Origin of the sequence: Kosakonia quasisacchari (assembly GCF_004331415.1) — a bacterium.
In the GTDB taxonomy this organism is placed as follows: domain Bacteria; phylum Pseudomonadota; class Gammaproteobacteria; order Enterobacterales; family Enterobacteriaceae; genus Kosakonia; species Kosakonia quasisacchari.
Genome location: NZ_SJOP01000022.1, coordinates 1 through 23,852 on the forward strand (window position 1 = coordinate 1; position 23,852 = coordinate 23,852).

Genomic DNA, 23,852 nt, shown 5'->3' on the forward strand with positions numbered 1-23,852 from the left:
GTGTGCCGTGTCAGTGGAGGCGCATTATAGGGAGTTAATTTCCGCTGACAAGTATAAATTTAAAAAAAGTTTTCGTTCGCTTAATTTTCAGTCGCAACGGCCGCTAATCGGTCGATTTGCATTTTAATTGAGCGATTTCGCGGGCAAAACTCGCTACATGCTGCCAGTCGGTATAGACAACTTCTCTGGTGGGATCGGTTTCGCCGCCGGTCATCTTCATAATCAGTTGAATCATCAAGCGGTCATACCAACGATAATGTGGGTAACGCAGTGCACCGGCAAATACCGCGCACTGATCTGGCTGCCACGGTGAAGAGAGTAAAAATTTGCGCGTGTAGCTATTGGTTTGCGGAGAACTTTTCTCAGGCTTACGCGCAACAAGGTTAACGGAGTAGAACGCGCTCGGTAGCGCATTCAACTGCTGCAGGTGCTTTTTCACAAAGCTCGCCAGCGCCGGATGGAAATGGCCGTAACGGATAGACGCACCAATCACCACACGCTCATAGTTATCCCATTCTATATCTGGCGTACGGTTCAGGTTCACCACATCGGCATAGACACCAAGCTCTTTCAGCTCGGACGCCAGATAAGCAGCGATTTCCCGAGTTTGCCCATCTCTGGTTGAAAATAGAATCAATGTTTTCACGTCACGCTCCCTTATTCGCGCCAGAAGGTTGGGGTAAACAGAACCAACAATGTGAAGACTTCAAGACGACCAAACAGCATATTCGCGATGAGGATCCACTTCGCCACCGGATTCATACTCGCGAAGTTATCAGCAACCACGCCCAGCCCTGGCCCCAGGTTATTCAGCGTGGCGACAACCGAAGCGAAAGCAGAAAAGTCATCCACGCCCGTGGCGATAATCGCCAGCATGCTGACAATAAACACCAGCGCATAGGCAGAGAAGAACCCCCACACCGCTTCAAGAATACGTTCCGGCAATGCGCGATTCCCAAGCTTAATGCTGTAAACCGCATTCGGGTGCACCAGACGTTTCAGCTCGCGGTTACCCTGTTTGAACAGCAGCAATATGCGGATCACTTTCAAACCACCACCGGTAGAACCCGCACAGCCACCAATAAACGCCGAGCACAATAGCAACACCGGCAAGAACAGCGGCCAGCGCGCAATACTGTCAGTGGTAAACCCAGCAGTTGTCGCCATCGACACCACCTGAAAGAAAGCCTGGTTCACCGTCGTCACTGCGGAGCTGTAAACATCGTGGAACCACAGCACCACGGTGCAGATCACCACCAGCGTCAGTTGCACACCGATAAACATTCTGAATTCAGGATCGCGCCAGTAAACTTTCAGGCTGCGCCCGCTCAGTAAAGAGAAGTGCAGGCCGTAGTTACAACCAGAGATCAATAAGAAGATAGCAATGATAGTGTTGATGGTTGGGCTATTGAAGTAACCCACGCTGGCATCATGTGTCGAAAAGCCGCCAATGGCGATGGTCGAGAAGCTATGGCCGATAGCGTCAAAAACGGGCATCCCGGCAAACCACAGCGCCAACGCACAAGCCACGGTCAGCAGCACATAAATAAGCCACAGCGTTTTCGCCGTTTCGGCAATACGCGGGCGCATTTTGTTATCTTTCAGCGGCCCGGGCATCTCCGCGCGGTAAAGCTGCATCCCACCCACGCCCAGAATCGGCAGTATCGCAACCGCCAACACGATGATCCCCATCCCGCCAAACCATTGCAGCATCTGGCGGTAGAAAAGGATGGCATGCGGCAACGAGTCCAACCCTACCAGCGTAGTCGCCCCTGTTGTCGTCAGGCCAGAGAACGATTCAAAAAAAGCGTCAGTCACCGTCAGGTTCGGGCTTTCCGAGAAAATAAACGGCAGCGCACCCACACTCCCCAGCACGGTCCAGAACAGCACGACGATCAAAAAGCCTTCGCGGGATTTCAGTTCCTTTTTCTCCCGACGGTTCGGCCACCACAGCATGGAGCCAATCACCAGCGCAGCGAAAAAGGTCTGGGTAAATGCACGACCCGCACCGTCACGGTAAATAAGGGCAACCAGTCCGGGTAAGATCATCGTTCCGGAAAAGAGGATAACCAGCAGTCCAACGATTCGGGTTATGGCGCGAAATTGCATCTCTGCCGCTTCCTTAGGTGTTCAGAAAATCAGGTGGGGGATTATTCTTCAGTTTTTAACAATTGCAATGCGCCACGACTAAAATCAGCAAGCCTTGCTGAAAATGCGTCCAGTCTGCTGTGAGGAAGCGCCACTCGCAGATGCACGGAAGCCTGATACTCACTTGCGACAATTTTCCCCTCAAATTGCCCAAGCAGCGTTTCAACTCCGGCGAGCTGTGCGTAATCGCACCACAAAGTATATTCGGTTAATGGCGTTTTGCGGATGGTGGTTAAAAGGCTTAACGCCTGCTGCACACCGCCACCGTAAGCTTTCACCAGCCCACCGGTTCCCAGCAGCACGCCGCCATAATATCGCACCACGACGGCGGTAATTTCTCCGATACCGCTGCCCATCAACTGCGCGAGTATCGGTTTACCCGCCGTGCCCGCCGGTTCACCATCGTCAGAAAAGCCTAACTGCTGCGAATCATCCGGCGCGCCTGCGACCCACGCCATACAGTGGTGACGCGCGTCCGGGTGTTCTGCCCGAACGGCGTCGACAAACGCTTTTGCTGCGTCGACACCATCCGTATGCGCCAGCAGGGTAATAAAACGGCTCTTCTTGATCTCCTCACTAAAGGTGACCGGTGCCGCCGGGATCAGCCAGCTCTCCATTACGCCAGCTTCTGGTCCCGCGTCATGTTTTCAATGCTGTTTTCGTGGATAACCACGTTATCTTCAATACGAATGCCGCCAAACGGTTTCAGCGCATCAATCTTCTGCCAGTTGAAGTGCTTGCTGAACGGGCCATCGCGCCAAGGCGCCAACAGCGACTCAATAAAGTAGATACCCGGCTCGATGGTCAGCACCATGCGCGGTTCCATCACGCGTGTGCAGCGCAGATACGGGTATTTCGATGGCGCAGCCAGATGCGTACCGCTGTCATCTTGCATAAAACCGGCGACATCATGCACCTGCAAACCAAGAGGGTGGCCAATACCGTGCGGCATAAACGGCCCGGTAATATCCTCCTCAACCATGGCTTCTTCACTGATATCCGTAATGATTTGGTGGCGACGCAGCAATTTCGCGATACGCTGATGGAACTGCACATGGTACTCCACGTAATTGACACCCGCTTTCATGGTGGCAATCAGCGCCAGTTGTTCATCGTTGACGTCTTTCACCAGTTGCGCGTAATCGGTGTCGCTGTTCGCCGCCCAAGTGCGCGTCAGGTCAGCGGCATAGCCGTTGTACTCCGCACCAGCATCCAGCAAGAAACTGCGCATTTCCGCCGGTGCGCGGTGGTCGAGCTTCGTGTAATGCAGGACAGCAGCGTGTTCGTTCAGCGCCACAATGTTGCCATAAGGCACGTCAGTATCTCGATGGCCGGTGGCGGTCAGATAGGCGAGGTTGATGTCGAACTCGCTCATGCCAGACTGGAACGCTTCATGCGCTGCGCGATGACCAATCACCGCCGTCTTCTGCGCTTCACGCATGCACGCCAGTTCATAATCGGTTTTATACGCACGGTAATAATGCAGGTAATCGATCACCCCTTTCGGGTTGATATTGCTTGCGGCGATATCAAGATTTAAGGCGCGTTCCGCAACCGGCCCAATATAGGCAATGTTGCCGCGCGCGGCTGGCAGTTGGCTGCCAATACTGTCCGCTTTCGGCAGCGCAATAACGTCAATTTCTTCGGTCCAGAAACTGGTCGGCAACGGTTCCACGTTGTGCCAGTAATCCACCGGCAAGTAAAACCACAGCTTCGGTTTATTCACACCATCAACCAGCAGCCAGCAATTCGGCACCTGCGTGACCGGCACCCAGGCTTTAAATTGTGGGTTCACTTTAAACGGGTAAGGGTGGTCATCAAGAAAGACATTAAACAACTCGCCGGAGTGAATAAGTAACGCGTCGAGTTTAAACCGCGCCAGCACATCACGTGTGCGTTCCTGCAAAGTAACAATATGATTTTTATAAAGTTCAGCCAGTGAGTCCATCGTTTTTCCTTTTGTTTCTTGTGACCTCAAGTTTTCGCATCTTAGCACACCTGTCCACAACTGAGTGATTTCCGCCGAGCGTGATCGGCGCTGCATTTTTTTAATGAGTTATTTGCATTTTTTTAACATAAAAACCACACTCCGCTTCATCTGGTACGACCAGATCACCGCTGGATTCAGGAGACTGACATGCTCTACAAAGGCAATAACCTGTACCTCGACTGGCTGGAAGATGGCATCGCCGAACTGGTGTTTGATGCGCCTGGCTCAGTTAACAAGCTTGATACCGCTACCGTCGCCAGCCTTGGCGAAGCGTTGGGCGTGCTGGAAAAGCAATCAGATTTAAAAGGGCTGCTGCTGCGCTCAGAAAAAGCGGCCTTTATTGTCGGTGCCGACATCACCGAATTCCTCTCCCTGTTCCTGGTCCCGGAAGAACAGTTGAGCCAATGGCTGCACTTTGCTAACAGCGTCTTTAATCGCCTGGAAGATCTGCCCGTTCCGACAATCTCCGCCGTGAATGGCTATGCCCTCGGCGGTGGCTGCGAATGTGTACTGGCAACAGACTACCGCTTAGCCACACCGGATCTGCGCATTGGCCTGCCGGAAACCAAACTCGGCATCATGCCAGGCTTTGGCGGCTCGGTGCGTATGCCGCGTCTGTTGGGCGCCGATAGCGCACTGGAGATCATCGCCGCCGGGAAAGATGTCGGCGCGGAACAAGCACTGAAAATCGGCCTGGTTGATGGCATCGTCAAACCGGAGAAATTGCGTGATGGCGCGGTGGCGATTCTGCGTCAGGCGATTAATGGCGATCTCGACTGGAAAGCCAAACGCCAGCCGAAGCTGGAGCCATTGAAGCTGAGTAAAATTGAAGCCGCCATGAGCTTTACCATCGCCAAAGGCATGGTGATGCAAACCGCCGGGAAACACTACCCGGCACCGATCACTGCGGTTAAAACCATTGAAGCCGCCGCCAGATTTGGCCGCGAAGAAGCACTGAAACTGGAAAACCAGAGCTTTGTTCCACTCGCTCATACCAATGAAGCCTGCGCGCTGGTCGGCATTTTCCTCAATGACCAGTATGTGAAAGGCAAAGCGAAAAAACTCACCAAAGATATTGAAACCCCCAAACATGCTGCGGTGCTTGGCGCAGGCATCATGGGCGGCGGTATCGCTTACCAGTCGGCCTGGAAAGGCGTGCCGGTATTGATGAAGGATATCAACGAGAAATCCCTCGCGCTTGGCATTAATGAAGCGGGCAAGCTGCTGAATAAGCAACTTGAGCGCGGCAAGATCGATGGCCTGAAGCTGGCGAACGTGATTGCTACTATTCAGCCGACGCTGGAATACGCTGGTTTTGAGCGTGTCGATGTGGTGGTGGAAGCGGTGGTAGAAAACCCGAAAGTGAAAAAAGCGGTACTGGCGGAAACAGAAGACAAGGTTCGCCCGGATACCGTGTTGGCCTCCAATACCTCGACCATTCCGATCGGTGAACTGGCGAGCGTACTGAAGCGCCCGCAGAATTTCTGCGGCATGCACTTCTTCAACCCGGTACACCGTATGCCGCTGGTTGAGGTCATTCGCGGCGAGAAAACCTCTGACGACACCATCGCGAAAGTGGTGGCCTGGGCGAGCAAGATGGGCAAAACGCCGATTGTGGTCAACGATTGCCCTGGCTTCTTTGTTAACCGCGTGCTGTTCCCCTACTTTGCCGGGTTCAGCCAGTTGCTGCGCGACGGCGCGGATTTCCGCAAAATCGACAAAGTGATGGAAAAACAGTTCGGCTGGCCGATGGGCCCGGCCTATCTGCTCGATGTTGTCGGCATTGATACCGCGCATCACGCGCAGGCAGTGATGGCGGCTGGGTTCCCACAACGGATGCAGAAAGATTATCGCGATGCGATTGACGCGCTGTTCGACGCCAACCGTTTTGGGCAGAAAAATGGCCTCGGTTTCTGGCGCTATAAAGAAGACAGCAAAGGCAAACCGAAGAAAGAAGAAGACAGCGCCGTGGACAGCATGCTGGCGGAAATCAGCAAAGGCAAACACGATTTCAGCGATGACGAAATTATCGCGCGCATGATGATCCCAATGATCAACGAAGTGGTACGTTGCCTTGAAGAAGGCATTATCGCCAGCCCCGCAGAAGCAGATATGGCGCTGGTTTACGGCCTGGGCTTCCCTCCGTTCCACGGCGGCGCGTTCCGCTGGCTGGATACGCTCGGCAGCGCGAAATACCTCGATATGACGCAGCATTATCAGCACCTTGGCCCGCTGTATGAAGTTCCGGCGGGGCTGCGTGAAAAAGCGCGTCACAACGAACCTTACTATCCTGCGGTTGAACCTGCGCGCCCGGTGGGCGATTTGAAAACGGCTTAAGGAGTCACAATGGAACACGTTGTCATTGTCGATGCGATTCGCACCCCGATGGGCCGTTCAAAAGGCGGCGCATTTCGCAATGTCCGGGCGGAAGACCTTTCCGCTCATCTGATGCGTAGCCTGCTGGCGCGTAACCCGGCGCTGGACGCAAGCGCTATCGACGATATTTACTGGGGTTGCGTACAGCAGACGCTGGAACAGGGCTTCAATATTGCCCGTAACGCCGCGCTGCTGGCTGAAATTCCACATTCTGTACCGGCCGTAACGGTTAACCGCCTGTGCGGCTCCTCAATGCAGGCGTTACACGACGCTGCACGCATGATCATGACCGGCGATGCGCAGGTTTGTATGGTCGGCGGCGTGGAACATATGGGCCACGTACCGATGAGTCACGGCGTTGATTTTCATCCGGGCATGAGCCGTAACGTCGCAAAAGCGGCGGGGATGATGGGGCTGACCGCTGAAATGTTATCGCGCATGCACGGTATCAGCCGCGAAATGCAGGATGCCTTTGCTGCCCGCTCTCACGCCCGAGCCTGGGCCGCGACGCAATCCGGTGCGTTCAAAAATGAATTGATCCCGACCGGCGGCCACGATGCAGACGGTGTACTGAAACAGTTTACCTATGACGAAGTGATCCGCCCGGAAACCACGGTCGAAGCACTGTCGACTCTGCGACCGGCCTTTGATCCGGTAAGCGGCACCGTTACCGCTGGCACCTCTTCGGCGCTGTCAGACGGTGCATCAGCAATGCTGGTGATGAGCGAGAGCCGCGCTCGTGAGCTGGGTCTGAAGCCGCGCGCGCGCATTCGTTCGATGGCGGTTGTTGGCTGCGATCCGTCGATCATGGGCTATGGCCCAGTTCCGGCTTCTCAACTGGCGCTGAAAAAAGCCGGATTGACCGCCAGCGATATCGACCTGTTTGAGATGAATGAAGCGTTTGCCGCACAGATCCTGCCGTGTATTAAAGATCTGGGCCTTATGGAACAGATCGATGAAAAGATCAACCTCAACGGTGGCGCGATTGCGCTTGGTCACCCGCTGGGCTGCTCCGGAACACGTATCAGCACCACGCTGCTGAACCTGATGGAACGTAAAGACGCACAATTTGGTCTGGCGACCATGTGCATCGGTTTAGGCCAGGGGATCGCCACGGTGTTTGAACGCGTTTAACGCTTCAGGCAGGAAAAGGATCTGTCTCGAAACCATTGATGCCAGAGCAAGGCGGCAACGGAGTGAATCCCAGGGAACATAGACAACTATGTGACCTGGGTGAGCGAAGGCAGCCACAACAAGGGCAAAGAGAAAGGTCAATCAAGCCATTGGCACCAGAGCAAAGCAGCACCTGAGTGAATCCCCGGGAGCATCGTGAACTGTGTGACTGGGGTGAACGAAGGCAGTTAACGCCGCGATGGTGACAAGGGTAGAGAGAAGGTTTAGTTGCCGTTCTTCCCGCCTGTCAGGGGCGGGTTTTTTATTTCTGTTATCCGGCAGTCAACCACCGCAGCGATGGTGAAGAGAAAAGCGATATCGAAGCCGTTGGTACCAGGGCAAGGTGGCAAAGAATTAATCCCCGGCAGCATCGTGAACTATGTGACCGGGGAGAACGACGGCAGCCAACGCGGCTAGAGTGACAAAGGCGAAGACAGGCTTAGATAAACGCAAACGCATCGCCAAACAGACGATCTTCACGCGCACCGCGCTCATTACAGAACAGATCGCGGGCGATTTTCGCCATCTCGAAACGGCCTGCAATATAGATATCGTGCTCGGCCAGCGAACCGAAATCCTGCAACACCGCAGCCAGTACGGTGCCAGAGCGGCCACGCCAGCCTGCTTCCGGCTGCTCAACGACAGGCACAACACGCAGATTCGGATGATCCACCGACAACGCTTCCAGCTCGCTTAAATCGTAGAGATGTTTCTCTTCGCGCCCGCCCCAGTAAATGGTGATTTCACGATTCGTGTTTTGCGCCAGCGACGTCAGCAAAATAGAGCGGACATACGAGAAACCGGTACCACCGGCAATCAGCACCATCGGACGCTCTTCATCGTCACGCAGCCAGGCATCGCCGTGCGGAATATCGATAACGATTTCCCGGTCTTTCAGAATGCGATCCATCACCGCCATGGCGTAGAGATTCAGCTCAGACGCGCCAATATGCAGTTCGATAAAATCATGCTGATCCGGCGTTGAGGCCATAGAGAACGGGCGTTTGTCTCGCTCATCCATCACCACCATCAGATACTGGCCCGCGCGGAACGAAAAAGCCGCCTCCGGCACTAAACGGACACGATATACGGTATCAGTGATGGCCTCTACCGAGGTCACTTTACAGCTTAAGGTTGTCATGCGCTCTCTCTGTCGGGTCTATTTTCGTCGTTCAGTATGGCCAACTCATCCCAGATAGCGTCGATTCTTGCCGTTACTTCCGGGTCTTTCTTGATGGGGCGGCCCCATTCGCGCTGGGTCTCGCCCGGCCATTTATTGGTGGCATCCAGTCCCATTTTGGAGCCCAGGCCGGAAACCGGTGAGGCAAAATCCAGATAATCAATCGGCGTGTTTTCCACCAGAACCGTATCCCTTGCAGGATCCATTCGGGTGGTAATCGCCCAAATAACATCATTCCAGTCGCGGGCGTTAACATCGTCATCGCACACGATCACAAACTTGGTGTACATAAACTGACGCAGGAAAGACCAGACGCCCATCATTACGCGCTTGGCGTGACCGGGATACTGTTTCTTCATGGTGACTACCGCCAGGCGATAGGAGCACCCTTCCGGCGGCAGGTAAAAATCAACGATTTCCGGGAACTGCTTTTGCAGAATCGGCACGAACACTTCGTTTAGCGCCACGCCCAGCACTGCCGGCTCATCTGGCGGACGGCCAGTATAAGTAGAGTGGTAAATCGCATCTTCGCGCTGCGTAATATGGGTAACCGTAAATACCGGGAAATTATCGACTTCATTGTAATAACCGGTGTGATCGCCATACGGCCCTTCCGGCGCCATCTCACCCGGCTCAATATAGCCTTCCAGCACAATTTCTGCACTGGCGGGAACTTCAAGATCGCTTGATACGCACTTCACCACTTCGGTTTTTGTGCCGCGCAGTAAGCCAGCGAAGGCATATTCAGAGAGTGTGTCCGGCACCGGCGTCACCGCGCCAAGGATGGTGGCCGGGTCAGCACCCAGCGCCACCGCAATCGGGAAACGCTCGCCAGGATGCGCTGCCTGCCACTCCTGGAAATCCAGCGCACCACCGCGATGGGAAAGCCAGCGCATGATTAATTTATTTTTACCGATCAACTGTTGGCGATAAATACCCAGATTCTGACGCTCTTTGTGTGGGCCACGCGTCACGGTTAGCCCCCAAGTGATCAGCGGCGCGGCATCTTCCGGCCAGCACTGCATAATCGGGATGTTGCGCAGATCAACGTCATCGCCCTGCACCACTTTTTGCTGGCAAGGGGCACCGCGCAGACGTTTTGTCGGCATATTCAGCACTTGCTTAAACTGCGGCAGTTTATCGAACAGATCGCGAAAACCTTTTGGCGGCTCGGGTTCTTTGAGGAACGCCAGCAGTTTGCCCACTTCCCGCAAAGCACCGACATCCTCTTGCCCCATGCCTAACGCCACGCGGCGCGGCGTGCCAAATAAGTTGCACAGCACCGGCATGGTGTAGCCTTTGGGATTTTCAAATAACAACGCCGGGCCACCCGCACGCAACGTGCGATCGGCTATTTCCGTCATTTCCAGATAAGGGTCAACCGGAAGAGTGATGCGTTTCAGCTCGCCCTGCTGCTCAAGCAGCGTCAGGAAGTCACGTAGGTCGTTGTATTTCATGCGGTCTATTATCGCCTCCAGGTAAGGGGCTTATTATACGGTGTTCGCCCGGCGGTTGCTGTATTTTTGTTAAATCTGCGTGAATTACAACGACATCTTTAGGCGCAGGTTATAATCAACTTAGCCATCATGCCGCGGTTTTGATATTCTTGCGCCCGAACTTACGGAAAAGAGTCATTATGCGATCCTGGTATCTACTTTACTGCAAACGTGGCCAGCTCCAGCGCGCCCAGGAACATTTAGAACGCCAGGCGGTCAGCTGTCTGACGCCTATGATTGCACTGGAAAAAATGGTGCGCGGCAAACGCACAACAGTAAACGAACCTCTTTTCCCGAACTATTTGTTTGTGGAATTTGATCCTGAAGTGATTCATACCACCACGATTAACGCTACGCGCGGCGTCAGCCATTTCGTCCGCTTTGGTATGCATCCGGCAACCGTTCCGCAATCCGTTATTCAGCAGCTTTCGCTCTATCAACCAGAAGGGATTACCGATCCTGACACGCCTTATCCAGGCGATGATGTGGTGATCACAGAGGGCGCTCTTGAGGGGTTACAGGCGATCTTTAAAGAACCGGATGGCGAAGCGCGCTCCATGCTCTTACTCCACCTGCTTAACAAGCAGGTACTGCAAAGCGTCAAGAATACCGACTTTCGCAAGGTGTGAGAGTCGCGTTAAAAATCCACGCCAAATAACCGCCGCACATTCTGATCCGTTACCGAACTCAACTGCTGGGCATCTTCACCGCGCAGCTCAGCAATAACGGCAAGAATATGCCCTAAAAGAGCCGGTTCATTACGCCGCGACGCAGGCTTTGGTTTGAGATCGCGCGGCAGCAAGTATGGCGCATCGGTTTCAATCAATAGCCGCCCGGCGGGGATCAGCGGAACCACTTCACGTAATTCCAGCCCGCGGCGCTCATCGCACACCCAGCCGGTAATGCCTAAGTAGATGCCGCGATCGAGACAATCTCGCGCTTCCTGCGCCGAGCCGGTGAAACAGTGCAGCACCGCACCAGGCAACTTATCCAGCCACGGATCCAGCAACGCCAAAAAGCGCTCATGCGCATCTCGGCAGTGCAGAAACACCGGCATTTTTAGCTCGGCGGCCAGCGACAGTTGCGCGTCGAAAGCGTACTCCTGCTCCTGCGGCGTCGAAAAATTACGGTTGAAATCCAGCCCGCATTCACCCACGGCAACAACTTCCGCTGTAGCCGCCAGCGTGCGGAGCGCTTCTGCGGTTTCATCGGTCCAGCAACTGCTGTCATGGGGATGCACGCCAGCAGTTGACCAGCAATGACGATAGCGTTGAGCGAGTTGCTGTGCCTGCTGGCTTTCATGCAAGTTGGTTCCTGTAATGAGCATACCCGTCACACCTGCCGCTTGCGCCCGCGCCACAGTGTCATCCCGATCTTTGGCAAACTGACTGCTGGTTAAATTCACACCGATATCAAACATGCTTTTTCCCATACAACAACCGCCCTGACGGGCGGCTGGTAATTACTCTTCGCTGGATTCTGTTTCGTTCTCTTCATCCGGAATGCGGCGCTTGCCGACGTAGAAGCGAGCAAAAAAGACGCCGACTTCGAACAGGCAATACATCGGTATTGCCAGTAACGTCTGCGAGAAGACATCCGGTGGCGTCAGCAACATACCGACAACGAACGCGCCAACCAAAACGTACGGACGTTTTTGTCGCAGATCGGCAGGTGTGGTCACGCCCATCCAGCACAGCAGCACAATGGCAACCGGCACTTCAAATGAAACGCCGAAGGCCATAAACAGCGCCATCACAAAGCTAAGATAACTGGCGATATCGGTGGAAACCTGTACGCCTTCCGGCGCGGTGTGTGTCAGGAAACCGAAAGCCAGCGGGAACACCACGAAATAGGCAAACGCCATACCGATGTAAAACAGCAGCGAACTGGAAACCAGCAGCGGCACCACCAGGCGACGTTCATGCTTGTATAACGCCGGAGCGACAAACGCCCAGACCTGATACAAAATGACCGGCGCGGAAAGGATCAGTGACACCATAAAGGTCAGCTTGATCGGCGTAAAAAATGGCGAGGCCACGTCGGTAGCGATCATCGTCGCGCCCAATGGCATCTGCTTGATGAGCGGTGCGGAAACCAGTTGATAGATATCATTCGCGAAGTAAACCAGCGCGAGGAAAATCACGATAACGGCGATAATGCAGTTCAGCAGACGCTTACGCAGCTCAATAAGGTGCGCGATCAGCGGTTGGGTATCGTCTACAGCCATGTTCAGGATTTATCACTTGAAGAAGGTATGGAGTCGGAAACCGACACGGCCTCTTTCACCACAGGAGTAACCTGCGGCGCTTTTTTCGTCTCTGCAGCGTCAAGGACCTGCTGTGGCGAACTGGCCTGGTTTTCAGCGGCAGCAGGCGTAACGCCTTCATGTTGCGCTTCGTTATCTTTCACCACCGGATTATGGATGGTATGTGCCTCATCGCTCGCTTTTTCGGCATCGTTAGCGCTATAGGAGCGTTTCATCGATTCCGCCGCCTGGCGCAGTTCATCCATCGACTGCTTTAACTCTGGCGTCAGGTTTTCCAGGCTCGCTTTTTCCACCTTTTTCAGGCTGTCCTGGAACTCCTGCAGCTTCAGTTCCTGCGTCAGCTCATTCTGCACCGTCGTCGCCAGCGAGCGCAGCGCGCGAACCCAGCCCGCGACCGTGCGCACAGCCACAGGTAGCCGTTGCGGCCCTAATACCACGAGGCCAATGATGAAAACGAGTAACAGTTCGCCAAAACCTATATCGAACACGAATTACACCTGCTCTTTGTCGTGACGTTTTTCGTCTTTTTTAGCGTCGTCGGATGTCTTGCTGTCGGAGAGAGACTTTGCCGTAAAATCCGCATCTTGTGCCGATTTATCCTGCTTTTCCTCTTTATCGTCATCGTCCATGGCCTTTTTGAAGCCTTTAATGGACGCGCCAAGGTCGGAACCAATAGAACCGAGCTTTTTAGTGCCAAACAGCAGCACAACGATGACCGCAATAATCAACAACTGCCAAATGCTGATACCACCCATACATAGTCCTCTGTAACAGATGATGTTAAAAACAGGCCCCAGTATACACTTTATCCATTAAGCTGCCTCTTTGTTGGCAGCTTCTGTGCACCAGACCCACCCTGGCGGCGTTTCGCTTAACGTGTTTTATACCAACCCACAAACCAGGCCAGAACACCGCCTACCATTAACCATGCAGGTGTTAAACCCCACTCTGGTCGATTAATCAGTAACAATGTGCCGCTCAATAATAAGGTCGCGCCGATACCAAACAGATAACGAGATTGCCCCTGCCGAACGTGGTTTACCTGTAATTCGCTGGCAATCTTATCCACGCTTTGCTGCAAGTGCTTGCCTTGCTGCAACCCGTTGTAGATCAGTTCAGGAATTTCCGGCATTTTCTCGATCCAGAATGGGCCTTTCTCTTTCAGCGCTCTGACCAGCGCTGGAATACCCACCTGATCTTTGATCCACGTTTCAAGGAAAGGTTTCGCGGTTTTCCATAAATCCAGTTGCGGATAGAGCTGGCGGCCTACGCCTTCGATATAGAGCAACGTTTTCTGCAACAGCACTAACTGCGGCTGCACTTCCATATTAAAGCGACGCGCCGTATTAAAGAGGTTGAGCAGCACATGACCAAAGGAGATTTCCGCCAGCGGCTTTTCAAAAATCGGCTCACAAACGGTGCGAATGGCAAACTCGAACTCTTCAACATTGGTATCCGGCGGAACCCAGCCTGAATCCACATGCAGCTCCGCCACTTTGCGATAGTCGCGGTTAAAGAAGGCAATAAAGTTCTCTGCCAGGTAGCGCTTATCTTCTTTGTTCAGCGAACCGACAATACCGCAGTCAATACCGATATATTGCGGATCTTCCGGATGATCGTAGCTAACAAAAATATTACCCGGGTGCATATCTGCATGAAAAAAGCTGTCGCGGAAAACCTGGGTGAAAAAGACCTGAACACCACGTTCAGCAAGCAGTTTCATATTGGTGCCGTTCTTCTCCAGCGCCGTAATATCGGAAACCGGAATACCGTAAATACGCTCCATTACCAGCATGTCTTGGCTGCAATAATCCGAGTAGATCTCTGGCACATAAAGCATCGGGCTGTTTTCGAAATTGCGACGCAGTTGGATCGCGTTAGCGGCTTCGCGCAGCAGATCCAGTTCATCAATCAGCGTCTTCTCATACTCGCGCACCACTTCACGCGGGCGCAGGCGGCGACCATCTGGCAACAAACGGGGAACCCAGCCCGCCAGGCGGTAGATCAGTTTCAGATCCGCTTTGATCACTGGCAGGATGTCCGGGCGGATGACCTTAATCACCACCTCTTTGCCACTCTCTTTCAACCGGGCTGTATGCACCTGCGCAATGGACGCAGAGGCCAGCGGTTCAATGGCGAAGTCATCAAACCAGGCTTCCACCGGAAGATCACCCATCGCTTTTTCAATCTGCTTTTTGGCGAGACGGCCATCGAAAGGCGCAACGCGGTCCTGCAACATCGCCAGTTGATCGGCAATCAGCGGTGGGAACAAATCACGGCGAGTAGACAACATTTGCCCAAATTTAATCCACACCGGACCCAGCTCCTGCAAAGCAAGACGCAGGCGTTCTCCAAGCAATTTTTCTTTGTGCCGGTTTGGCATCCAGAACAGCATCCGCCGCCATATCCGCAACGGCAGGGTGATGCGCATTTTGGGAATGAGCTCATCAAGCCCGTAACTTAAAAAGGTTTGGATGATGAAATAGAGGCGCCGTAATTCTCCAGGCGTCATTTGCCCTCCAATTTATCCAGGCGTTTGGCTAAGGCATCCGCTGCCCTTTCCACGGCAGCCGTTTCTTCGGCAAACCAGGCAACTTCTAGTGCACCCGGCGCAAGGCGCCACTCTTCCGTTAACACTTCAGCGACATAGCGTTGCTGGCGTTGAAAACCGTGTTGTAGAAAGCGTGCACCGCCGCGCAGGAATTTACTGATCCCCTCGGCGGCGATATCCCCTGTCCAGGGGGCGAGAATCTCGGCAGGATCGAATTCCGCTAAATCCATCAGCGAGACCAGGTTTTGCACCACCTGGATATCGCCCTGCACCTCAAGCTCTCCGCTGCGAATAAGCGCGGTCAACTGCTGGCGGTCACGCAGCTTCGGCAGTACCCGCAGTTGGGTAATCACGGAACAGTCGGCCTCCCCTTCCCACTCACCTAATACATCAACCTGGCGCTCACTGAACGCCAGCACAAAGGGGGAAGAGAACTCTTGCAGCACCACGCGCAACACCTTGCCGTGCAAACGCTGGCGCGCAGGTTTCAGCGCGCCTTCACGGTATAAGAACGTATTCAATACGCGTTCAATTCCGGCGGCAACCATCGGCTTAAAAGGCATACGCACTCCTGTCAGAATTTGTAGCCACGGTGCAGAGCAACGATACCTGCCGTCATGTTGTAGTAATCGACGTTTTCGAAACCGGCGTCCTGCATCATCGCTTTCAGGGTGTCCTGATCGGGGTGCATACGGATGGATTCAGCAAGATAGCGATAGCTTTCCGCGTCGTTTGCCACCAGTTGACCAATACGCGGCAGGACATGGAAAGAGTAAGCATCATAAGCTTTGCTCAGCGGTTCAATAATTGGCTTGGAAAATTCGAGCACCAGCAGGCGGCCGCCCGGTTTCAAAACGCGGAACATGGAGCGCAGCGCTTTCTCTTTTTCCGTCACGTTACGCAGACCAAACGAAATGGTAATGCAGTCGAAGGTATTGTCCGGGAACGGCAGGGCTTCAGCATTCGCCTGCACATACTCTACGTTACCGATCACACCGAGGTTGCGCAGTTTTTCGCGCCCCATTTTCAGCATCGAATCGTTAATATCTGCCAGCACGACCTGGCCGGTTTCACCCACCAGACGGGAGAACTTCGCCGTCAGATCGCCCGTACCACCGGCCAGATCGAGAACTTTCTGCCCGCGACGCACGCCGCTGCAATCAATGGTAAAGCGCTTCCATAAACGGTGAATGCCCATCGACATCAGATCGTTCATCACGTCATATTTTGACGCGACTGAATGGAAGACATGCGCCACCATGTCGGCTTTGTTTTCTTTGGCGACGGTCTGAAAACCAAAGTGTGTTGTCTCTTTTGAATCTTCCGCCATCTTAGTGCCTGCTATTCAAGAATTTGTTTGTGAAGTGTATCAGATTGGAGGCGATTGCCCTACGATTCAACCACCCGAAGAAGCCTTCGATTCGGGCTCATCGCCCGCTGCCATGCTATCTAACGCGTTGTCTTCAAAGCAATCAAGGGAATCGTTTTGCCCGGAACGCAAACGGAACTCTTCGTCCTGTTCCTGTGCTTGCGCCGCCAATTCCGGATTAATCTCGCGTTTGATTTCGACGCCGAGCCCGCGAAACGCTTCCGCCTGGGCCAGCAAATTGCCGCGCCCGGAACTCAGTTTTTTCATCGCCTGACGGTAATTTTCCTGCGCTTTATCCAGGCCCAGGCCAATGGACGACATATCGTCAACGAACAGGCGCATTTTGTCATACAGGCGGCTCGCCCGCTCCGCGATCTGCTGCGCATTACGGCTTTGATGTTCATAACGCCACAGGTTGGCAATGGTGCGTAGCGCCACCAGCAGTGTCGTCGGGCTGACCAGCATTATGTTATTTTTCAGCGCTTCGGTGATCAGTTCGGGCTGCCTGTCCAGCGCAATCAAAAAGGCGGGTTCCACCGGAATAAACATCAATACATAATCCAGGCTGCGAAGCCCCGGCAGTTGCTGATAATCCTTACGACCAAGCAGGCGAATATGATTACGTACAGAAGCGATATGTTCCTGTAAGGCACCTTCACGAATAAAATCGTCATCGGCATTGAAGTAACGTTCGTAGGCCACCAGCGTCATTTTGGCGTCGATCACCACATCTTTGCCCTGCGGCAGACGCACTATCACATCCGGCTGCATCCGTGCACGGTGGTCATTTTCAATACTGACCTGGGTTTCGTATTCATAGCCTTCACGTAAACCAGAGGCTTCCAGCACACGAGTCAGCACCACTTCGCCCCAGTTACCCTGGGTTTTGTTATCGCCTTTCAGCGCACGCGTCAGGTTTATCGCCTCCTGCGCCATCTGGGCATTCAGTTGTTGCAGGTTACGGATCTCATGCGCCAGCGTGTGGCGTTCACGTGCTTCCTGACCAAAGCTCTCCTGCACCTGACGGCGAAAACCATCCAGTTGCTCGCGAAGCGGCGTTAACAGCCCGTTCAGGCTTTGCCGGTTTTGCTCATCAACGCGGCGGTTGCTTTGCTCAAAGATACGATTAGCAAGGTTTTCAAACTGTTCACTCAGCCGCTGCTCGCTGCTGTGCATCTGTCGCAGCTTCTCTTCGGCATGTAACTGGGTAGATTCCAGCCGGGTGGTGACTTCACGCAGATCCGCTTCCAGCGAACTATTGATATGTTGCAGGCTACGCAGCTCGTTATTGAGCAACTCGCACTCTTCACGCCAGTGTTCGTTTTGAGTTATCTGTTGCCGGGCTGCGCTCAGTTCGCTAAAGACATCTCGCTGCTCAGCGAGCAGTTCCGCCTGCTGCTGCGCACCGCGCCAGCTTGCTGCCAGCCAGCCGACCAGTAAACCCGCCAGCGCAACGGCTGCCATGACGATGATTGAAGTGTCCACCACGTCCCCTTAGTGATAACCCATATAGCGGAGGATTGTGCTGTATAAACGTCCAGTTTGGAAGGGGTTTTCCTGCGAAGCAGTACGCAAAAAGAAAAGGCCGAACGCGTCGGCCTTTGCAAACGGGAAGGCGAATTACAGAAGACGACGCGCAGCTTCCACCACGATTTTCACCGCGTGGCTTTCGGTCTGCTTCATGGTTTCCGCATTCGGGATCTCTTGCTGGGTGCGGTTTACAATCACACCAGCAACCATGCCGGCACGCAGTCCCTGGCTTGCACACATGGTCAGCAGCGTGGCGGATTCCATTTCATAGTTCATCACGCCCATGGACTGCCACTCTTCCATGGAACCTTTAAAGCGGCTCACCACGCGGCCAGAGAAGGTGTCGTAACGCTCCTGGCCTGGATAGAAGGTGTCAGAAGAGGCGGTAACGCCGATGTGTTTCGTCGCGCCAATCGCATCCGCTGCGGCAACCAGCGCGGTAGTGCACTCAAAATCCGCCACCGCCGGGTACTCCATCGGTGCAAAGTGCAGGCTCGCGCCGTCAAGGCGCACGGACGCAGTGGTGATCAGCACGTCGCCAACATTAATGTGCGGCTGAATCGCACCGGTGGTGCCCACGCGCAGGAAAGTGCGGATGCCAAGCTGCGCCAGTTCTTCTACGGCGATAGAGGTTGACGGGCCGCCGATGCCGGTGGAACAAACGATAACCGGTTTGCCATCCAGCTCTGCGCGCCAGCTGGTAAATTCGCGGTGGGATGCCAGTTTGACCGGCTTATCCATCAGCGCGGCGATCTTTTCCACACGCTCCGGATCGCCAGGAACGATGGCCAGCGTAGCCCCTTGTAAATCGTTTTTGGTGAGGCCGAGATGAAAAACATCAGACTTGGACATAACAGACTCCTCTGTGGTCGGTTTTATCAGTAGAGGCAAAAAGATACTTTACAGAAGGCACGGACATAATTTCGTGACTGACATCACCATGAATGAAACCAATTGCATTTCATTTCCATAAATTAGTGACTTACATCACATTAACACGACGTATCCCACAACTCAGCAGCAAAGAGAGTCTACGGCATGGTGATTTGCGCGCGCGGCAACTCTTCCCGACTATAGTTATTGAAGCGCTAAAAAAGGTATGGAGAATGCCATGACAACCAACAACACACCAGGCTTTGCACCTGCGGCTTCACCTCTTGCTTCAACTATTGTTCACACGCCGGAAGACGCCTTAATCGCGGGCGAAACGTCTATTCCAACGCAGGGCGAGAACATGCCCGCTTTTCACGCCCGACCGAAAAATGCCGAAGGCCCACTGCCGATTGTCATTGTGATACAAGAAATTTTCGGCGTGCATGAGCATATTCGCGATCTGTGCCGCCGGCTGGCACTGGAAGGCTATCTCGCCATCGCACCGGAGCTCTATTTTCGCCAGGGCGATCCCAATGATTTCGCCGACATTCAAACTCTGCTGAGCGGCCTGGTAAGCAAAGTACCGGATGCGCAAGTGCTTGCCGATTTGGATCACGTCGCCAGTTGGGCGGCGCGTAACGGCGGGAACGCGCATCAGCTATTGGTGACCGGTTTTTGCTGGGGCGGGCGCATCGCCTGGCTGTATGCTGCGCACAATCCGCAGTTGAAAGCCGCTGTCGCCTGGTATGGCAAACTGGTGGGGGAGAAATCGCTCAATTCTCCACATCACCCGGTGGATATTGCCACTGAACTTACCGCGCCGGTGCTTGGTTTATATGGCGCTCAGGATACCGGCATTCCGCTGGAGAGTGTGGAAACCATGCGCCAGGCGCTCAGAGCCGCCAACGCCAAAGCTGAAATCATCGTCTACCCCGAAGCAGGTCACGCGTTTAATGCGGACTATCGCCCAAGCTATCACGCAGAATCCGCCGCCGATGGCTGGCAACGGATGCTGGCATGGTTTGCGCAGTACAGTAAAAAGTGACGTTTTGCGCCGGGGTAAATGCCCGGCGCACTTCACGCTGCGCCCAGACGCAAGCCCTGCATCAAACGTACCGCAACTGCCTGTTTGCGTTGCAGCGGTGCATGATGAAACGCACTCAGCGTTTGCCCATCACGCAGGCGTAAATCAAGCAAATAGCGCTCGCCCTGATAAATGCAGCTTTGCACCTCAGCGCTCAGACCATCACGCGTTACCTGCACATGCTCGGGGCGAACCAGCACCGGCTGGTGGGAAGCTGCGCCCGTGTGTGTCAAACCAGCATGTAACTGTGCACAATCCAGCTGTTGCGCTGCGGCGGACGTCGCCAGCATCAGCACACTGCCCTTCCCAATGAAACGCGCCACCCAATCATTCTGCGGCTGCTGATATAGCGTTTGCGGTGCGCCCCACTGCATCAGTTCGCCCTGATGCATGACTGCGATATGGCTGGCGAGCGCCATCGCTTCGGCCTGATCATGGGTGACATAGACAAACGTCGCGCCAGTGCGGCGGTGAAAATCACGGAATGTCTGTTCCATGGTGGCGCGCAGATGGCGGTCGAGATTTGCCAGCGGTTCATCGAGCAGCACCACTTGTGGTTCTGCGACCAGACAGCGCGCCAGCGCCACGCGCTGCCGCTGACCGCCGCTTAATGCTTGCGGCGAACGTGCGGCGTAAGCACCCAGTTCGACCACCTCCAGCGCGTCCATCACTTGTTTATGACGCGCCGCGCCGTTCACGTTGCGCAGCTTTAACGGGTAGCCAACGTTCTCGGCAACCGTCATATGCGGCCACAGCGCGTAAGACTGAAAGACCATCCCCATATCGCGCTGCTCCGGCGGCGTATGCAACGTGTTATCTGCAAGAAGGCGGTCACCCAGCCATAAGCGCCCTTCGCTCAATGTCTCAAGCCCGGCAAGAATTCGCAGCGTGGTGGTTTTGCCGCAGCCACTTGGCCCCAACAGGGCGGTAAACGCCCCCTGCGGAATGGTCAGATTGAGATCCCGCACCACCATCTGATCGGCAAACGCTTTGCTTAGATGTTCCAGTCTCAGCTCTGCCAAGGGATCACTCCTTTCGGTAAATAGCGGCCAAGCGCGCTGAGCAACAGCATCACCAGCGCCACCAGTGCGACAACCAGCACGGAAAGCGCCGATGCCAGCACCTTGTCACCGCTCTCATCAAGGTTAAAAATCACCACGCCCAGCGTCTCTTTGCCGGCGCTCCACAGCAGCGCCGAGACGGTCAGTTCATTCACCGCCGTAAGAAATACCAGCAACGCCCCGGCAAACGCCGCAGGTGCCAGTAATGGCAGCACAATATGACGCAGCCGCTGGGAAAAATTCGCCCCGGCCAGGCTGGCGGCTTCTTCCATTGCGGGATCCAGTTGCAGCATGCTGCTGTGCACTGGCTTCAGGCAAACCGTGAGAAAACGAGCGAGGTAGGCGAAAAAGATAATGCTCAGCGTGCCGCTAAAGCTGACATCTATCAGCGGCAATGGTCGGGCAAACAGCAGAATGCAGGCAATCGCCAGTACCACGCCGGGCAAGGTATAGGGAATGTCGATAATTAAATACAGCCAGCGCAACGGCCGACTCGGGTAACGCACCAGCAGCCACGCCAGCGGCAGGCTCAGCAACATCAACACCACGGCCGCTGAGATCGATAAAAACAGGCTGTTACTGAGCGCGCGTAATGTCGCGCTTTGTGCATCAAAGATGCCGTGCCAGGCGGCAAAAGTAAGGGTTTCACTGTTCAGCGATACGCCAAGCGTCGGCACCAACGAGGTGGTAATCAGCGCCAGCAGCGGCGCAAGCAGGATGGCACACAGCACCGCCCCCAATAACAGCTCTACCGCCAGCCGCCATTTACCGAGCGTAAAACCCAGCGCACGCCCCGCCATTCCAATCAGCGGTAACGCATAACGCCGCTGCATGTGGCCTTGCAGCGTGACAATACCAATCGCCAGCATCCCCATCAGCACCGACAGCGCGGCCACGTCGTTCAGCATCGCCGGGCCAAAGCTGGAAAGCGTCTGATAGATATACACAGGCAGTACAAAATAGGAAATCGGGATGCCCAGCATCGCCGGAATACCGAAGTTTCCCAGCGCCGAAACAAACGCGATCGCCGCACCAGCCCACAGCGCGGTGCGACACAGCGGCAGCACAATATCGAAGAACACTCGCCACAGCGATGCGCCGTGCAGCCGGGCGGCTTCAATATGCTCTTTTGGCAAACACTGTAGCTGCGTGCGCAGCGCCAGAAACACCAGCGGTGCATGCTGAATACCGAGCAACAACGCAATGCCTTCCGCCGAATAGAGCGGGTTGCTACTGCCAAACCCTGGCGCAAGGCCAATGCTATTGAGCAGAATGCTGCCTGGCCCGAAAAGTTGCAGCCAGCTTAGCGCGGTAACCTGCGGCGGGATCATCATCGGCAGCATGAACAGAAACACCCAAACCTGTTTGAGGCGGATGTTGGTCAGCGCCAGGCAAAAAGCAAACAGGCTGCCCAGCAGCAGTGACAATAACGTGCCCAGCCCACTGGTATACAGGCTGTGCCACAGCGCAAGCCAGGTGGAAGGGTTGCTCATCACGCGCCACAAACTGCTGTCGCTGCCGTGGCGCCCATCCACCAGCGCAGAGAACAGCAACCGCAGGCTGGGCAGCAGGCTCAGTAGCGCAACGAGAAACAATAACAGCCAGAGCAGCCCTTTTGCCGGGCCGCCGCTGGTGTGCTGGCGCAGCGTCATACTGCTCATCGGTTAGCGGTTTCCGAACAGGTCAGCAAAGCGCTTTTTATTGGCTTCTGTATCAGCCAACGCTTTTGCTGCATCGAAAGGCATCAACTTGATACTGTCACGCGGCGGGAAACCAACAGGAACCGGCAAATTGCCATCGGCGGGCAGGTAGCCCTGCTGGAGCACCAGTTTTTGCCCCTCATCCGAGAGCACAAAGTCGATAAACGCTTTCGCCGCCTGCGGGTTCTTCGCGTTCTTCATCATCGCTACCGGTTCGGTAACAATGCTGACGCCCTCTTTCGGAAACACAAACTCAATCGGTGCGCCTTTGGCTTTTTCACGAATCGCCATGTAATCCACCAGCACGCCGTAGGCTTTGCTGCCAGAGGCAATCGCGCTCATCACCGCACCGTTACCGCTTTGCGGCATCGCACCGTTCTCTTTCAGTTTCTCGTAATAGTGCCAGCCGAGCGCCGGATCGTTCATCAGCGTCGCCTGGTGGATTTGTGCGGCACCGGAATAGAGCGGGCTGGGCAGCGTGGTCATGTTTTTCAGCTCCGGTTTGAGCAGATCCTGCCAGGAGGTCGGTTTGACCGGGGCTTTGCTGTGATAAGCAATACCGGTGGTGATCAGTTTGGTGCCGTAGTAGTAGCCGTCTTTGTCATATAACTGTGTATCGAAGCGCGCGGCTTGCGGTGATTTATACGGTGCCAGTAAATTTTGCTGTTTCAGGGATTCCATGGTCACGCTGTCGGCAATCAGCAGTACGTCCGGGGCAGCACCACCGGCGGCTAACTCTGCCTGCAAGCGCGCGGTCAGCTTGGTGGTGCCGTCGCGGATCCATTTCACTTCAATGTCCGGGTGCGCTTTTTCAAAGGCGCTAACGGTCATCTGCGCATCGTCATTGGGCTGGCTGGTATAGAGCGTCAGTGTGGATTTGGCGAAAGCCGACGTACTGATGATGGTCAGCAATACTGCCGCCAGCGCACTTGTTTTACTCATGGTTCAGTCCCCTGTATTTTCGTTGCGACGATTAAAACAAGGGAGTTTGACAAAAATGTTACCGAAGCGATGTTGGCTTGTTACAGAGGGATGATGCGCCGCCGGTTTCACAC

At 54.6% G+C, this 23,852-nt stretch carries 22 protein-coding genes; 4 read left to right on the forward strand and 18 right to left on the reverse strand.

The window, feature by feature from the left end; translation table 11 throughout:
* Nucleotides 1-103: 103 nt before the first annotated feature.
* Genes hemG through pepQ form a run of 4 tightly spaced genes read right to left on the reverse strand, consistent with a single transcriptional unit; the run spans nt 104 to nt 4,096 of the window.
* Nucleotides 104-646 carry a menaquinone-dependent protoporphyrinogen IX dehydrogenase gene (gene hemG, locus E0L21_RS19950; RefSeq protein ID WP_131412557.1) on the reverse strand — a complete coding sequence of 181 codons (543 nt, stop codon included), beginning with the start codon at nt 644-646 and terminating at the stop codon, nt 104-106.
* An 11-nt stretch (nt 647-657) separates the two neighbouring features.
* Complete coding sequence (gene trkH, locus E0L21_RS19955; RefSeq protein ID WP_131412559.1) at nt 658-2,109, reverse strand: Trk system potassium transporter TrkH; 1,452 nt, start codon at nt 2,107-2,109, stop codon at nt 658-660.
* A gap of 41 nt (nt 2,110-2,150) precedes the next feature.
* Nucleotides 2,151-2,765, reverse strand: coding sequence for an IMPACT family protein (locus E0L21_RS19960; RefSeq protein ID WP_131412561.1), 615 nt, complete (start codon nt 2,763-2,765; stop codon nt 2,151-2,153).
* Nucleotides 2,765-4,096, reverse strand: coding sequence for a Xaa-Pro dipeptidase (gene pepQ / locus E0L21_RS19965; protein WP_131412563.1), 1,332 nt, complete (start codon nt 4,094-4,096; stop codon nt 2,765-2,767). The genes E0L21_RS19960 and pepQ overlap by 1 nt, the downstream gene beginning before the upstream one ends.
* Nucleotides 4,097-4,285: 189 nt before the next feature.
* Between pepQ and fadB the strand changes: the two genes are divergently transcribed.
* Together fadB and fadA are read left to right on the forward strand one after the other, a co-directional pair.
* Nucleotides 4,286-6,475, forward strand: a complete 2,190-nt coding sequence (gene fadB / locus E0L21_RS19975) for a fatty acid oxidation complex subunit alpha FadB (RefSeq protein WP_131412565.1) — start codon at nt 4,286-4,288, stop codon at nt 6,473-6,475.
* A gap of 9 nt (nt 6,476-6,484) precedes the next feature.
* Entirely contained in the window at nt 6,485-7,648 is a 1,164-nt protein-coding gene (gene fadA / locus E0L21_RS19980; protein ID WP_131412567.1) for an acetyl-CoA C-acyltransferase FadA, read from the forward strand.
* Between the two features lie 478 nt (nt 7,649-8,126).
* On the opposite strand, the gene fre is transcribed toward fadA, so the two are convergent.
* Both fre and ubiD read right to left on the reverse strand, forming a co-directional pair.
* Entirely contained in the window at nt 8,127-8,828 is a 702-nt protein-coding gene (fre, locus tag E0L21_RS19985; RefSeq protein WP_131412569.1) for an NAD(P)H-flavin reductase, read from the reverse strand.
* Complete coding sequence (gene ubiD, locus E0L21_RS19990; protein ID WP_165501937.1) at nt 8,825-10,333, reverse strand: 4-hydroxy-3-polyprenylbenzoate decarboxylase; 1,509 nt, start codon at nt 10,331-10,333, stop codon at nt 8,825-8,827. The genes fre and ubiD overlap by 4 nt, the downstream gene beginning before the upstream one ends.
* A 170-nt stretch (nt 10,334-10,503) precedes the next feature.
* On the opposite strand from ubiD, the gene rfaH reads away from it, so the two are divergent.
* Complete coding sequence (gene rfaH, locus E0L21_RS19995) at nt 10,504-10,992, forward strand: transcription/translation regulatory transformer protein RfaH (RefSeq protein ID WP_131412573.1); 489 nt, start codon at nt 10,504-10,506, stop codon at nt 10,990-10,992.
* A gap of 8 nt (nt 10,993-11,000) precedes the next feature.
* Here rfaH and tatD read toward each other — a convergent pair whose 3' ends face one another.
* From tatD to udp, 9 genes are all read right to left on the reverse strand, one after another.
* Entirely contained in the window at nt 11,001-11,783 is a 783-nt protein-coding gene (gene tatD, locus E0L21_RS20000; protein ID WP_170312076.1) for a 3'-5' ssDNA/RNA exonuclease TatD, read from the reverse strand.
* Between the two features lie 42 nt (nt 11,784-11,825).
* Nucleotides 11,826-12,590, reverse strand: a complete 765-nt coding sequence (tatC, locus tag E0L21_RS20005) for a Sec-independent protein translocase subunit TatC (protein ID WP_131412577.1) — start codon at nt 12,588-12,590, stop codon at nt 11,826-11,828.
* 2 nt (nt 12,591-12,592) lie between these two features.
* Nucleotides 12,593-13,117 (reverse strand): Sec-independent protein translocase protein TatB, encoded by a 525-nt coding sequence (gene tatB / locus E0L21_RS20010; protein WP_131412579.1) that lies wholly within the window; start codon nt 13,115-13,117, stop codon nt 12,593-12,595.
* A 3-nt stretch (nt 13,118-13,120) separates the two neighbouring features.
* The gene (gene tatA / locus E0L21_RS20015; protein ID WP_131412581.1) at nt 13,121-13,384 is read right to left on the reverse strand and encodes a Sec-independent protein translocase subunit TatA; all 264 of its coding nucleotides are present in this window, start codon (nt 13,382-13,384) and stop codon (nt 13,121-13,123) included.
* A gap of 116 nt (nt 13,385-13,500) precedes the next feature.
* Nucleotides 13,501-15,141, reverse strand: coding sequence for a ubiquinone biosynthesis regulatory protein kinase UbiB (ubiB, locus tag E0L21_RS20020; protein ID WP_131412583.1), 1,641 nt, complete (start codon nt 15,139-15,141; stop codon nt 13,501-13,503).
* On the reverse strand, nt 15,138-15,743 hold the full coding sequence (gene ubiJ / locus E0L21_RS20025; protein WP_131412585.1) for a ubiquinone biosynthesis protein UbiJ: 606 nt from the start codon (nt 15,741-15,743) through the stop codon (nt 15,138-15,140). Before ubiJ ends, ubiB begins: the two co-directional genes overlap by 4 nt.
* Nucleotides 15,744-15,754: 11 nt before the next feature.
* Nucleotides 15,755-16,510 carry a bifunctional demethylmenaquinone methyltransferase/2-methoxy-6-polyprenyl-1,4-benzoquinol methylase UbiE gene (gene ubiE, locus E0L21_RS20030; RefSeq protein ID WP_020456038.1) on the reverse strand — a complete coding sequence of 252 codons (756 nt, stop codon included), beginning with the start codon at nt 16,508-16,510 and terminating at the stop codon, nt 15,755-15,757.
* A 66-nt stretch (nt 16,511-16,576) separates the two neighbouring features.
* Nucleotides 16,577-18,034 (reverse strand): DNA recombination protein RmuC, encoded by a 1,458-nt coding sequence (gene rmuC / locus E0L21_RS20035; protein WP_131412587.1) that lies wholly within the window; start codon nt 18,032-18,034, stop codon nt 16,577-16,579.
* A 135-nt stretch (nt 18,035-18,169) separates the two neighbouring features.
* On the reverse strand, nt 18,170-18,931 hold the full coding sequence (udp, locus tag E0L21_RS20040) for a uridine phosphorylase (RefSeq protein WP_020456036.1): 762 nt from the start codon (nt 18,929-18,931) through the stop codon (nt 18,170-18,172).
* Nucleotides 18,932-19,190: 259 nt separating this feature from the next.
* Here udp and E0L21_RS20045 point away from each other — a divergent pair, with 259 nt between their 5' ends.
* Nucleotides 19,191-19,997 carry a dienelactone hydrolase family protein gene (locus tag E0L21_RS20045; RefSeq protein WP_131412589.1) on the forward strand — a complete coding sequence of 269 codons (807 nt, stop codon included), beginning with the start codon at nt 19,191-19,193 and terminating at the stop codon, nt 19,995-19,997.
* A gap of 32 nt (nt 19,998-20,029) precedes the next feature.
* On the opposite strand, the gene E0L21_RS20050 is transcribed toward E0L21_RS20045, so the two are convergent.
* The 3 genes from E0L21_RS20050 to E0L21_RS20060 are packed head-to-tail and all read right to left on the reverse strand — an operon-like array spanning nt 20,030 to nt 23,739.
* Nucleotides 20,030-21,058: an ABC transporter ATP-binding protein gene (locus tag E0L21_RS20050; RefSeq protein WP_131412591.1), complete on the reverse strand. Its 1,029-nt coding sequence runs from the start codon at nt 21,056-21,058 to the stop codon at nt 20,030-20,032.
* On the reverse strand, nt 21,046-22,758 hold the full coding sequence (locus E0L21_RS20055) for an ABC transporter permease (protein ID WP_235855264.1): 1,713 nt from the start codon (nt 22,756-22,758) through the stop codon (nt 21,046-21,048). The genes E0L21_RS20050 and E0L21_RS20055 overlap by 13 nt, the downstream gene beginning before the upstream one ends.
* 3 nt (nt 22,759-22,761) lie before the next feature.
* Nucleotides 22,762-23,739 carry an ABC transporter substrate-binding protein gene (locus tag E0L21_RS20060; protein ID WP_131412593.1) on the reverse strand — a complete coding sequence of 326 codons (978 nt, stop codon included), beginning with the start codon at nt 23,737-23,739 and terminating at the stop codon, nt 22,762-22,764.
* Between the last annotated feature and the right edge of the window lie 113 nt (nt 23,740-23,852).